Origin of the sequence: Propionivibrio dicarboxylicus, assembly GCF_900099695.1 — a bacterium.
Taxonomy (GTDB): domain Bacteria; phylum Pseudomonadota; class Gammaproteobacteria; order Burkholderiales; family Rhodocyclaceae; genus Propionivibrio; species Propionivibrio dicarboxylicus.
In genome coordinates this window covers 315090-327851 of sequence record NZ_FNCY01000002.1, presented here as the reverse complement: position 1 = coordinate 327851, position 12762 = coordinate 315090, and the positions used below count along the sequence as shown (strand labels likewise).

Genomic DNA, 12762 nt, shown 5'->3' with positions numbered 1-12762 from the left:
CCGATTGACCCGTCGGGATCGCTCGTGAATCGACAGTCGGGCATCTCGCCCGACGACATGAGGTACGCACAGGCCGACACAGCCCCATGACGAGGCGAATGGCTCGATTCACTACAACCGGAAGAGCCGGCCGACCGACGCCGGCGCCGGAATGCCGGAGTGCTTCGGTAGGACGGAACTTTCGCCAGGAGAAGGCAAGCATCGACGTCGACTGGACAATCAATATCACGCTGCCCGGAAATGACAATGGTGATTACCTCAAGGCGACGGCATGGGCAGGAGCGGACGACGCTTACCTGATGCTCGACCGCAATACCAATGGACTGCTTGACGATGGCGGCGAACTCTTCTCGAACGGCAAGGTGGTGGACGGCGCGCGGGGTCTCGCGAGCCTCAGCTGGATCGATGCCAATGGCGACGGCGACATCACGGCAAGCGACCCGGTGTTCGACAAACTGCAGGTCTGGCAGGACAGGAATGGCAACGGCGCGGTAGATGACGGCGAGGCGAAACGGCTGGATGACATGGAAATCACGGCGCTGCACTACAGGCGCGGCAGTTATGATGTAGGGGGAAGGACGCTGCAGATGGCGAGCCCGGCGCTGGAATCCGATGCCGTCGGCACGCGAGTGCAAGCGGTTATCCTCGGCCCCGCACTTTGGTTATACGCGCGTGATCCGTTCAAGAGGTTCCTGTTTATCGGTGATCTCGACTGGGCGGTGCTACCGCCGGTCGTTCTCGATCAATGTCGGCTGTATACCCGGGGCGCCTTGCCTTACGCCTTTTTTACCTGGGCATTGGCCAACGAGCACGTCGCCGCGCGTCTGCGGTCGGCTCAGCCAAAGATTGCGCCGCACGAGTGGAAATGCGGAGATGAGGTCTGGATCATCGACGCGGTGGCGCCGTTCGGGCAACTCGAAGAGACGCTTAAGGGTCTGCGTGAAACGATCTTTGCCGGACGCAAGGTCTGTGCCCTGATTCCCGATCCAGCGAAGCCGGGCGCGACTACCGTTCGCGAGTATCCGCCTGCGGATCTGCCGACGAAACACTAAGCCGCCAATGGGAGGGCGGAAACGATGAATCAAACGGCAAGTAAAACGCTGTCTCCAGCGGCGCTTGACTTCGCGCCGGGCCTACTCTCGATTCAGGAAAGCCCGCCGGCGCGGCTGCCGCGTACCGTGATGTACGCAGTGACAGGGCTGTTCGGCGTCCTTCTTGCCTGGGCCGTTTTTGGTCAACTTGACATCATCGCGAGTGCGGAAGGGAAACTGATCCCTCAGACCTACGTCAAGATCGTGCAGCCCGCTGATGCGGGCATCGTGCGGGAGATTTTGGTCAAGGAGGGTCAGTCCGTGCTGGCGGATCAAGTCCTTATCCGCATGGATATGCACGTCGCCCAGGCGGACCAGAAGGTCATCGAAACGGACCTTGTGCTTCGTGGGCTGCAACTACGCCGGATTGATGCGGAGCTTGCCGAAAAATCGCTGTTGCGTAAGGCCGATGATCCGGACGATCTTTTCCGGCAGATTGAGGCTCAATGCCGAGAGCACCGTCGCGTCTTCGAAGATAGTACGGGTCAGGCGCGTGAAGCGCTGCGTAAAGCGCAGCGCGACTATGAAGCCGGTAAAGAGGTACTCGCCAAGCTGCGCGAGGTCACGCCGATCTTCAAGGCGCAGGCTGATGCCTTTGCTGACATGGGCAAGGAAGGATTCGCCGCGCAGGTGCAGGTGCGCGACAAACAGCGGGAGCACCTCGAAAAAGCCCGCGACCTGCGCGCCCAGGAAGAGACCGTCGCAAGTCTCGAAGCTGCCGTCGCCCAAGCGGCCAGGCAGCTCAGTCAAATCGCCTCGAAGTATCGCAGCGATCTTCAGAACGAGCGCGTCGACGCGGAAGGGCTGCACCGCAAGCTACAGCAGGAACTCGTCAAACAGGAGCGCAAGAGTGAACTCCTGGAGCTAAGAGCCTCGCAGACCGGCGTTGTCAAGGATCTCGCGACTCACACGATTGGGACAGTCGTTTCGCCGGGAACCGTCATCGTGTCTCTCGTGCCCGAGAACGAACCGTTGGTTGCCGAAGTGATGGTCAAGAACGACGATGTTGGCTTTGTCTTTCCAAGGCAGGCGGTAAAGTTAAAGTTGTCGGCCTATCCCTTCCAGAAATACGGGATGCTCGATGGCGAGGTGATCCACGTTGGCCCCGATGCCAGCGAGGCGGCCAATCTTCCGGCAAAGGACGGCAACAAGGATAAGGCATCGGCGCAACAAGCTCTCTCTTATAAAGCGTTGATCTGGCTTGACTCGCAGGTTCTTGAAGCCCAAGGCAAGCAACTGAAGCTTGTGCCAGGCATGCAGGTTGTTGCAGAGATTAATCAAGGGCGACGTACCGTGATGGAATACCTGCTCTCGCCGGTCCGGAAAGCCTTGCACGAAAGTGGACGAGAGCGGTGATCGAGGGGGCGAAAGTTACCGGTACGACGGAGCGGACAGACGGTTCTGTCGGCGCTTGCATGACTTCAACCGGCACTTGACGTCAATCTGCTTGAGGTGTGTCATCCGGGGCAAGGCAACGCCGCTGTTTTCGCAGTGGCACGCTACAGGTGCGAAGTAGCGGAGCGGCGCTTGCTTTAAGCTCACGCAGGCTTGTCGCCAAGGGCGGTATCAGCCGCTCAGGCAGTGGCTGCGGCGGGTGCTGGCCGCATCAGGCTGAGGCCGGCGGCGCCGATGACGAGCATGCCGGCGACCGAGAAGGCGTCGGGCGCTTGCCCGAAGATCGCGAGGCCGAGCAGCACGGCCCAGATCAGCTTGGTGTAGAGCAGCGCCGAGAGCGTCGATACCGGCGTGTCGCGGGTGGCGCGAATGAAGAGGAAGTGCCCGGTGGCGACGCTGAGGGCGGCGCCGACGAGGAGAACCAGCGAGATGGCGTCGGGGATCTCGCCGGTCCATTCAGCCGGCACGGCAAAGGACATGCTGAACGTGCCGAGCAGCGTCAGGTAGAAAAGCTGGCGTAGCGGCGGCTCGCTCGCCGACAGATAGCGCGTCGATAGCTGGTAACAGGCGCTGCAGAAGGCGGCGCCAAGCGCGAAGACCAGTCCGGCGGTGTCGACGTTGCTGCCGGGGCGGGCGATCAGCAGGACGCCGCCGAAACCGCCGAGGATCGCCAGCCAGCCGCGCCGGCCGGGTTGCTCGCCGAGCGTCGGGCCGGCGAGAAGCGCCACGATCATCGGTGTCAGGAATAGCAGCGCCGTCGTTTCGGCCAGCGGCATCGTTCGCAGCGCGAGTTGGACGCCGAGCGCGCTGCCGACCTGCATCAGCGCCCGAAAACTCATCAGCGCCGGCCGTCCGGTGACGACGAGGCTGCGCCCCATCGTCGGCCCCAGCACGATCAGCATCAGCACCATCTGGATCAGGTAGCGCGCCCAGACGAGCAGCGGCACGGCATAGGTGAGGCTCAGGTATTTCATGGTCGCGTCGTGCAGCGCATAGAGCAACGTCGTCAGCGACAGGGTGGCGATCAGGGCGAGGGGCGTGGGCATGGCGGTGCTTATCGCAAAGAGAAGGGCACAAAGGGGTGTTCACAATCAAGCGTTGGTTGCGCAAGGGAGTGGCAGGGGGCAGCGCTAGGCAGCGGATGCGCCGCATGGCCATCCATGCAAGCATCCGGTAACAACGTGATGCCTCCTGCCAGTCCCTTGCCCTTCGGGTTGCGCCCTGCGCCGGTCGTCTGCGGCGTTGCGTGTCTTGCGAAGGGAATGCCCCTTCGCTGCGACACGCGCCTTGCAGCCGCTCCAGCGCGGGGTGCAGCGCAATCCAGCGGTTGATTGTGAACACCCCTTAGGTAAGCAACACGCTTGCCACGCCGGCAGGAAACGCTGCCATGCCCTGCCATTACTGAGATTGGCCGGGAGGGCTGCAGGCCGCTCGGGGCGCCGCCGGTGCCGTGATGTGCAGTGTATGCAACAGTTTGTGCCACATGTTGTGTTGCATGAGACATCCGCCGTCGCCCGCCTTTCCCCGTTGTTGGTATAACCCTATGAACATTCGTGTTTTTTGGCTGGCCGAAGGTTTGGCACAGTGTTTGCGTTTCTGCTCTTCAATAAATGTCCCGCCACGCGGACATCATAAAGAGAGGAGCGGTCCATGTTAAGTCTCAGACAGTATGGTGTCATCCGGAAAACGGCTGCGGCGCTGGTGGTTGGCGCCGTCACGATGGGAAGCGCGCAGGCCGAGTGGTTCGTCTCGGTTCAGGACGGCAAGCAGGTGCTCGATAACGGCGTCATCCGGACGGCGCCCGGTGACGATGCGCTGGTGCTGATCGAAATGAAGGACGGGCGCCCGGCGATCCGGGCCGAGGTGGCAGTGCCGACCTCGGTGATCGGCCCGCCGACCTCCGTCGCGGTGTCGCCGGACGGCAGCTTGGCCCTGGTGACGGCGGGGTTCAGGCGCGATGCCGCTGATCCGGGCAAGACCGTCGAGAACGACCAGGTGTCGGTCGTCGATCTCGCGGCACTGCCGCCGCGACTCGTTGGCAGCGTGCGTGTCGGCAAGGCGCCGGGCGGCGTCTCGATCAGTCCGGACGGCCGTCTGGCACTGGTCGCCAACCACAACGATGGGACCGTGTCGGTCCTGGCGATCGAAGGCAAGACGGTGCGCGAAGTCGATCAAGTGCGCCTCGCCGACGCCAAGGCGGGGCCGATGCATGCGGTCTTTACGCCGGATGGGCGCCGGGCGCTGCTGACGCGCGACGGCGATCATCGCGTGACGGTCCTCGCCGTCGATGGGCTGCGCGTGACGGCGACGTCGCGCGACCTCTATCCGGGACAGCGGCCCGACTGCATCGATGTGCGTGCTCAGGGAGATTTCGCGGTCGTCGCCAACATCGGCAAGGGGCAGGGCGATGCCGATACGCTCAGCCTCATCGATCTTTCCGTCGAACCGCCCCGCGTGATCGACACCGTCAGCGTCGGGCAGACGCCCGAAGGCGCTTTCTTTTCACCCGACGGCCGCTTCGTCGGTGTCAATGTCATGGAAGGCAGCAACAAGCCGACGAGTTCGCCTTTCTACCAGTCGCGCGGCAACTTCGCGCTGCTCAAGGTCGAGGGGCGCCGGCTGGTGCCGCTGGCGCGCGCGCCGATCGGCCGCTGGGCGCAGGGCCTGGCGTTTTCGAGCGATGCGCGCTTCGTGCTGGTCCAGAACACGGCCGAGCAGGAAATCCAGGTGCTCCGCATCGATAACGAGCGCCTTGTCGACGACGGCCAGCGCCTGCCGCTCAAGGGATCGCCGGCGGCGTTACGCCCGGTGTTCCGCTGAATCCTTTTCTTTTCCAGGTCTTCGATCAATTTCTTACTTTCGCGAGGTGACATCATGAAATCCCTTTGCATTGCCATGTCGATCTGCGGTCTGCTGACGACGCCGGCGGCGTTCGCGCAGGATCCCGCCTTCCCGAGCAAGACGGTGACGATGGTCGTGCCCTTCCCGCCGGGCGGCGGTACCGACACCGGTGCGCGCTGGGTGGCCCAGAAGCTGTCGGAGAAATGGGGGCAATCGGTCGTCGTCGACAACAAGCCGGGCGCCTCAGGCACCATCGGCGCCGATTACGTCGCGCGCGCCAAACCCGACGGTTACACGATCATGATGGCCAACGCCCAGACGGTGGCGATCAATCCCGGCCTGCTCAAGAAGATTCCGTACAACACCGAGAAGGCCTTCGCGCCGATCAGCCTGGTCGCCGAATTGCCGCTGGTACTGCTCGTCAATAGCGAGGTGACGGCGAAGACGACCAAGGAGTTCATCGCGCTGGCCAAGCAGGACCCCGGCGAGCTGACCTATGGAAGCGCCGGCAACGGTTCGTCCACGCACCTCGCCGCGTCGCTCTTCGAGGACGCGACCGGGACGAAGCTGATGCACGTGCCCTACAAGGGCGGCGGTCCGGCGATGCAGGACGTGATGGCCGGCCATATCAAGCTGACCCTGCTGACCGTGCTGGAAAGCGCATCGGCGCTCAAGAGCGGCAAGGTCCGGCCGGTCGCCGTCACCAGCGACAAGCGCTCGCCGGCATTGCCCGAGGTCCCGACGCTGGCCGAGTCGGGCGTGCCCGGCTATTTCTCGATTTCGTGGATCGGCCTGCTCGCACCGGCCGGCACGCCGCCGGAGATCGTCGAGAAGATCGCCAAGGACGTACAACAGGTGGTCAATGCGCCCGAAATGCGCGACCGCCTGGTCGGCCAGGGCGCGACGCCGGTCGGCGGCTCGCCGGCGCAATTCAAGGCCTTCATCGATTCGGAGACACAGCGCTACCGGAAGCTGATTGCCGACAAGGGCATCGTCGCCGACTGAGCCGGGGCCATCATGAAACCGAAAATCTTGCAGTTGGTCCGCTTCACGCCGCTTGTCGAGGCGGCGTTGGCGGCCGAATACGAGGTCTGTCCGTTCCGGGCGGAGACCGATCCCGAGGACTTTCTCGTTCGCCAGGGGCAGGACATCGTCGGCATCGTCACCAACGGTCTCGTCGGTGCCAATGCTGCGTTGATTGCCGCGCTGCCGTCCTTGCGTGTGATCGCCAGCCGTGGCGTCGGCATCGACGGCATCGATCTCGCCGCGGCGCGGGCGCGCGGCATCGCGGTCAGCAATACGCCGGGCGTGATGAACGAATGCGTCGCCGATGCGGCCTTCGGCGCGCTGATCGCGATCGTCCGGAATTTTGCCGCCGCCGATCGTTTCGTGCGCGAAGGCGCCTGGCTCAAGGGACGCTTTCCGCTGGCGCCGCGCCTCAATGGCAAGCGACTCGGCATCCTCGGCATGGGGCGCATCGGTCGTGCCGTGGCGGCGCGCGCCGCCGGCTTCTCGATGGAGGTGCGCTATCACAACCGTCGCCCGGTGAGCGACGTGCGCCATGGCTACGAGGCGTCGGCGCAGGATCTCGCCGCCTGGGCGGATTTCCTGATCGTCACCGTCGTTGGCGGCGCTTCGACGCGCCACCTCGTCGATGCCGGCGTGCTTGTCGCGCTCGGCGAGAACGGATTCCTCGTCAATGTCTCGCGCGGCTCGGTCGTCGATGAGGCGGCGCTGATCGCGGCGTTGACGCAGCGGCGTATCGCCGGGGCCGCGCTCGACGTCTTCGAGCGTGAACCGGAGGTGCCGGCGGCGCTGCGGACGCTCGATAACGTGCTGCTGCTGCCGCATCTGGCGAGCAGCACACGCGAGACCTTCGCGGCAATGGAGGATCTGGTGCTCGACAACCTGCGTCGTTTCTTCGCCGAAGGAGCGCTGGTGACGCCGGTCTGAGGCGTCGGTTCGGGGGCTTGGCGGGGGGCGTGGAATACCGCCGGCAATGACGATTGCACAGGGAGGATAAAGAGATGTCGATCACGATCAGGAGTCCGAAAAACTTCTGGACCGGCGTGCTGTACGTCGGTTTCGGCGGCGCGGCCTGGTGGCTCGCGCGCGACTATTCGATGGGGCTGGCGAGCCGTATGGGGCCCGGGTACTTTCCGACCATGCTGTCGGCATTGCTGGTGCTGTTCGGCGTACTGGCGATGTGGCGGGGTCTGCGCACGCCGGGTCAGGCGTTCGGCGCCTTCGCCTGGAAACCGGTGTTACGCATCGTTGCGGCAACGGCGGCATTCGCCTGGCTCTTGCCGCGTGCCGGCTTTGTCGTCGCGCTGGCGGTGCTGATTCTCGGCAGCGCATCGGCAAGCACGCGTTTCTCGGCCGACCCGAAAGCGCTGTCGCTGGCGGCGGCGCTGATCGCGTTCTGCGTGCTCGTTTTCGTCAAGGGGCTCGGCTTGCCGCTGCCGCTGCTCGGCGAGTGGTTCGGCGGCTGATTCGGCGCCCGGAAGGAAAGGACAAAGTCATGGAACTCTTCGGCAACCTGCTGCTCGGCATCGAGACTGCGTGCAGCATCGTCAATCTGCTCTATTGCCTCGCCGGCGTTGCGCTCGGCACGGCGATCGGCGTGCTGCCCGGCCTCGGGCCGGCGGCGACGATCGCCATGCTGTTGCCGCTGACCTTCGGCCTGCCGCCGGTGTCGGCGCTGATCATGCTGGCGGGGATTTTCTACGGCGCCCAGTACGGCGGCTCGACGACGGCGATCCTCGTCAATTTGCCCGGCGAGTCCTCGTCGGTCGTCACTGCGCTCGACGGCTACGAGATGGCGCGGCGCGGCCACGCCGGCAAGGCGCTGGCGACGGCGGCGATCGCGTCGTTCTTCGCCGGTACCGTGACGACCGTGCTGATCGCGCTGTTCTCGCCGCCGCTCGCCGAAGTCGCGCTGAAGTTCGGGCCGGCCGAGTATTTCTCGCTGATGGTGCTCGGTCTCGTCGCCTCGGTGGTGCTCGCCCACGGTTCGCTGCTCAATGCGCTCGGCATGATCGTTTTCGGCCTGCTGCTCGGTATCGTCGGTACCGACGTCAATTCGGGCACGGCGCGCTTCAGCTTCGAGTTGCCGGAACTGATGGACGGGATCAATTTCGTCATCGTCGCGATGGGCGTCTTCGGCCTCGGCGAGATCATGAGCAACCTCGAAAAGGAGAGCGAGCGCAACCTCAGCATCTCCAAGGTCACCGGCCTGATGTTGAGCCGCGAGGACTGCAAGGCGATCGCCGCGCCGGTTTGCCGCGGCACCTTGCTCGGTGCCATCCTCGGCATCCTGCCCGGTGGCGGTGCAATGCTTTCGTCCTTTTCCGCCTATGCGATGGAGAAGAAGCTGTCGCGCAACGCCGCCAATTTCGGCAAGGGCGCGATCGAAGGCGTTGCCGCGCCGGAGGCGGCCAACAACGCCGGCGCGCAGGCATCGTTCATACCGATGCTGACGCTCGGCATTCCGTCGAATCCGGTCATGGCGCTGATGATCGGCGCCATGATCATCCAGGGCATCCAGCCGGGACCATCGGTGATGACCGAGCAGCCCGAGCTGTTCTGGGGCCTCGTCGCGTCGATGTGGATCGGCAACCTGATGCTGGTCGTGCTCAACCTGCCGCTGATCGGCTTCTGGGTGCGCATGGTGTCGGTGCCCTACCATCTGCTGTTTCCGGCGATCATCGTCTTTTGCGCGATCGGCGTGTTCAGCCTCGCCAACACGACCTTCGACGTCTATTTCATGGCCGGATTCGGCTGCCTCGGCTATCTCTTCCGCAAGCTCGAATGCGAGCCGGCGCCGATGCTGCTCGGTTTCATCCTCGGGCCGATGATGGAGGAGTTCCTGCGCCGCGCGCTGCTGCTTTCGAAAGGCAGTCCGGCGGTACTGGTGACCCGGCCGATCAGCGCGACGATGCTGGTCTTCGCCGTGCTGATCATGACCTCGATCCTGCTGCCGGCGCTGCGCAAGAAACGCGAGGAGGTGTTTGTCGAGGAGGATTGAGGCGGGCGGGCGCGGCGGTCCCGCGCCGTTCCTGCCGGTTCAGCGACCGCGCGTCTCGGCAAGCGCCTTGTCGACAAGGTCTTTCAGTTGCTCGAAGCCGAAACTCGGCAAGGGCTTGCCGTTGACGAAATACTCGGGCGTCATGGTGACGCCGAGCGCCTTGGCGTCGGCGAGGTCCTGCGTGATAACGTTGGCGATTTCCGGCGAGCGCATGTCGAGCGCCAGTTGTTCCATGTTGAGTCCGACGCGTTCCAGGTATTTCCACGCCCGGTCGATGTTGGCCGTGTGGTTCTGCGCCCAGTCGGACTGGTTGGCCAGCAGGATTTCGAGCGCCGGCCAGAACTTGCCTTGCCGACGCGCGGCTTCGAGTGCCGCGACGACGTTGTCGGAGCCCCGGTGGAACGGCGCGTGGCGTAGCACCAGGCGAATCCTGTCGGGGTGCTCGGCCATCATTTTCTTGACGCGCGGATAGAAGGCGCCGCAGGTTTCACAGGCCGGGTCGAGGAACTCGACGATGACCACCGGCGCGTTGGCGCTGCCAAGGGTCGGCGAATGCATGCGGGTGAGAATGGCGCGATTGGCTTCTGCCTTCTCGTTGGCCGCTTTTTCCTGCTGGTTCTGGTAGAACAGCACGCCGGCGACAAAGGCAAGCAGCAGGGCGATCGCGGAGGCGATGAAGACGGTTTTCTGTTTCATTTGGATTCCTTGAAATGAGTCGCCAGGAGCAAGGCGGCGATCAATGAAAATGACATCGCGGAAAGCAGCGGAATGGAGACGAAACCGAACCAGAGCGATTGCGCGTCGGAACACGGCACGCCTTGCTGGCAGGGCTTGAGCGCTTCGGGAATCCAGCCGGCGACGAGTGCCAGATGGTAGAGCGCCAGGCACTCGCCGAGCATGGCGAGCGGCAATGCGTAGCGCACGACGCGCGGGTCGAAGGGGAACAGTCCGGCCGGGAGGATCAGGACGAGCGGATACATGGCGATGCGCTGGTACCAGCAGAGCACGCAGGGCGTATGACCCATCACTTCGCCGAGGAAGAGCGATCCCAGCGTCGAGACTGCGGCAATCAGCCAGGCGGCGAAAGCCAGCGCCCAGCCGACAGATACCGGGTTTTCAGGCGAATCGGAGTGTTTGGGCGTGTTCATCGATGAAGTGGCTTGTTATTCGGTCCGGTGCGCGAAGATAAAACGCGTGCGCCCGCTTGTCGAGCCTGTTGCTATCTTAGGGGCTCGCGGCCGACAAACGGGTGACGCCAAAATGACAATTTTGTCAGCCGGCGCGGGCGGATGGGCGGAAGCGCCTCATCCGGCGTCGATGCCATGCTGCCGCAGTTTGCGATAGAGCGTCGAGCGGTCGATGCCGAGCGCGGCGGCGGCACGTTTCTTGTTGTGCCGGCAGTCCTGCAGGGCGGCGAGGATGCGGTCGCGCTCGTTTTCCTCGGGCGCGGCCGGCGAGAAGCTCGGCTTCTTCAGCGCGTGCGGCGCGATGTCGTCGTCGCTGTCTTCCCAGTACTTGGTGATGACCTCGGGGGTGACGATCTTTTCGTTGGCGATGACGACGAGTCGCTCGATGAAGAACATCAGTTCACGGACGTTGCCCGGCCAGGCGTAGCGCGCCAGTGCGTCGAAGGCGTCGCGGGTGATCTTGAGCCGCTTGCCGTGCAGCTGGTTGTATTTGCGGGCAAAGGACTCGGCCAGTAGCTGGATGTCGCCGGTGCGGGCGCGCAGCGGCGGCAGCTTCAACGTCAGGACCTTGAGCCGGTAGTAGAGGTCCTGGCGGAACAGGCCTTCGTCGATCGCCGTGCCGAGGTTGCGGTTGGTGGCGGCGATGATGCGCACATCGACCGGGATGTTCTTGTCATCGCCCAGGCGCATCACCTGTTTTTCTTGCAGTACGCGTAGCAGTCGGCTCTGGCCGTACTTGTCCATCTCCGAGATCTCGTCGAGGAAAATCGTGCCGCGGTGCGCCATCTCGAAGAGGCCGGGTTTGCCCTTCTTGGTCGCGCCGGTAAATGCGCCTTCGACATAGCCGAACAGCTCGCTCTCGAGCAGGTTCGGCGGCAGTGCCGCGCAGTTGAGCGCGACGAAGGGGCCGTTGCGGCGTGCGCTGGCGTTGTGGATGCTCTGGGCGAAAAGCTCCTTGCCGGTGCCCGATTCGCCGCTGATCAGCACCGAAGCGTCCACTGCCGCCATTTCGGCGGCGATCCGCCGGGCTTCCTCGATGCGCTGTGAGCTGCCGGCGATGTGATCGAAGGTGTAGCGGGCGACGAATTTTTTCGCCAGCACCTCGTTGCGGTAGCGGGCCTCCATCTCCTGGACGCGGGTGACGTCCTGCAGCGTGATGATGGCGCCGGTGATCGCATTGTCGACGCTGATCGGCGCGATGTTGAACGAGAGCCAGCTCTTGCCCCATTGCACCGTCTGGCCGATCGTCTCCTGCGCCTTTTCCAGGCAAGGATCGATGTTGGCGAAAGGCAGGCAGTCGTCGAGCCGCTGCCCGATGATTTCGTCGGCGCTGCAGTTGAGGAAGTGCTCGGCCGCCGGGTTGAGCACCTGTATGACTTTGTCCTGGTCGACGCTGATGATGCCTTCCGAACTCGATTGGACGAGCGTGGTGAAGCGTTGCGCATGCTCCTTCTCGAGCTTGCGGCCGAGGGCGACGCGCTGGGCCTCGAGGAAGGCGCTCTTCATCGCCACCATGCCGGTGCTCGGCGGCAGGGTCTTGAAACCGCGCTTGGCAGCGGTGATCAGCGTGCCCTTGCCGGCGATGACGATGTCGAAATCGGTCGGTGCCAGGCGGGCGATGCGGGCGATGGTGTTGTCGGTCGCGGCACCGCTGCTGCGCGGAAAAACGGTCAGTTCGATGCCCATCACTTCGGCCACTGTCATGGCGTCGCGCAGCCAGTTGCTGAACACTGCGATCAGTACGCGCGGATGTTCCTTCTGCGTCAGCCGCTTCGCTTCGCGCATCATGAAGACGAGGTCTTCGGCGGTGACCGGGATTTCGACGACCGGGATGCGGATGTTGGCTTCGACGATCATCCGCGCCGTGCCGCCGCGCGAGATGATGACCGCCGTGTCGCTGTTCTCGAGCTTGCGGGCGAGCGAGACGGCACGGTCTTCGCGGGCGAGGAAAAGGTCGGTTTCGATCTCCGGATCGAGTTCGCCGATGACTTGTTTGCCTTGCAGGAAGACCTGCTTGTCGGGGGCGATCAGGACGATTTTCGGCACGGCGTCTCCTTTTTCGGATGTGCCGCATTATCTGACACAAAGTGTTGCACGCGCTACAGAGTTGTGTGGCGATAGGCCGGGTGTCGCTGTGGCGAATACCGGTGCTTTCGGCGCAAACCCGCATGTTTCCAAGCGTGGCATGGCCCTTGCTCGTTTTTTCTCGACTTTATCGATG

Annotated in this window: 11 protein-coding genes; 7 read left to right on the top strand and 4 right to left on the bottom strand. The window is 63.9% G+C overall.

Going from position 1 to position 12762, the window contains the following annotated elements; translation table 11 throughout:
• Positions 1-98: 98 nt before the first annotated feature.
• Together BLR25_RS21495 and BLR25_RS05060 are read left to right on the top strand one after the other, a co-directional pair.
• The gene (locus tag BLR25_RS21495) at positions 99-1052 is read left to right on the top strand and encodes a toxin-activating lysine-acyltransferase (RefSeq protein ID WP_218122631.1); all 954 of its coding nucleotides are present in this window, start codon (positions 99-101) and stop codon (positions 1050-1052) included.
• 24 nt (positions 1053-1076) lie between these two features.
• A complete protein-coding gene (locus tag BLR25_RS05060) occupies positions 1077-2447 on the top strand; it encodes an HlyD family type I secretion periplasmic adaptor subunit (RefSeq protein ID WP_091934627.1) in 1371 nt (456 codons plus the stop codon).
• Between the two features lie 218 nt (positions 2448-2665).
• Here the strand turns inward: BLR25_RS05060 and BLR25_RS05055 are convergent, their stop codons facing one another.
• A complete protein-coding gene (locus BLR25_RS05055; RefSeq protein WP_091934624.1) occupies positions 2666-3532 on the bottom strand; it encodes a DMT family transporter in 867 nt (288 codons plus the stop codon).
• Between the two features lie 604 nt (positions 3533-4136).
• On the opposite strand from BLR25_RS05055, the gene BLR25_RS05050 reads away from it, so the two are divergent.
• The 5 genes from BLR25_RS05050 (at position 4137) to BLR25_RS05030 (ending at position 9354) form a co-directional block, all read left to right on the top strand.
• Positions 4137-5306 carry a lactonase family protein gene (locus BLR25_RS05050; RefSeq protein ID WP_143009764.1) on the top strand — a complete coding sequence of 390 codons (1170 nt, stop codon included), beginning with the start codon at positions 4137-4139 and terminating at the stop codon, positions 5304-5306.
• A 54-nt stretch (positions 5307-5360) separates the two neighbouring features.
• The gene (locus BLR25_RS05045; protein WP_091934618.1) at positions 5361-6332 is read left to right on the top strand and encodes a Bug family tripartite tricarboxylate transporter substrate binding protein; all 972 of its coding nucleotides are present in this window, start codon (positions 5361-5363) and stop codon (positions 6330-6332) included.
• Positions 6333-6344: 12 nt separating this feature from the next.
• Positions 6345-7280: a 2-hydroxyacid dehydrogenase gene (locus BLR25_RS05040; RefSeq protein WP_091934615.1), complete on the top strand. Its 936-nt coding sequence runs from the start codon at positions 6345-6347 to the stop codon at positions 7278-7280.
• Between the two features lie 74 nt (positions 7281-7354).
• Positions 7355-7819, top strand: a complete 465-nt coding sequence (locus BLR25_RS05035) for a tripartite tricarboxylate transporter TctB family protein (protein WP_091934612.1) — start codon at positions 7355-7357, stop codon at positions 7817-7819.
• A gap of 29 nt (positions 7820-7848) precedes the next feature.
• Positions 7849-9354 carry a tripartite tricarboxylate transporter permease gene (locus BLR25_RS05030; protein WP_091934609.1) on the top strand — a complete coding sequence of 502 codons (1506 nt, stop codon included), beginning with the start codon at positions 7849-7851 and terminating at the stop codon, positions 9352-9354.
• A 39-nt stretch (positions 9355-9393) separates the two neighbouring features.
• Here BLR25_RS05030 and BLR25_RS05025 read toward each other — a convergent pair whose 3' ends face one another.
• The 3 genes from BLR25_RS05025 to BLR25_RS05015 all read right to left on the bottom strand — a co-directional run bounded on the left by BLR25_RS05025 (position 9394) and on the right by BLR25_RS05015 (position 12587).
• Positions 9394-10050: a DsbA family protein gene (locus BLR25_RS05025; protein ID WP_091934608.1), complete on the bottom strand. Its 657-nt coding sequence runs from the start codon at positions 10048-10050 to the stop codon at positions 9394-9396.
• Positions 10047-10502: a disulfide bond formation protein B gene (locus tag BLR25_RS05020; RefSeq protein ID WP_091934605.1), complete on the bottom strand. Its 456-nt coding sequence runs from the start codon at positions 10500-10502 to the stop codon at positions 10047-10049. Before BLR25_RS05020 ends, BLR25_RS05025 begins: the two co-directional genes overlap by 4 nt.
• Before the next feature lie 156 nt (positions 10503-10658).
• Positions 10659-12587, bottom strand: coding sequence for a sigma 54-interacting transcriptional regulator (locus BLR25_RS05015; RefSeq protein ID WP_091934602.1), 1929 nt, complete (start codon positions 12585-12587; stop codon positions 10659-10661).
• Between the last annotated feature and the right edge of the window lie 175 nt (positions 12588-12762).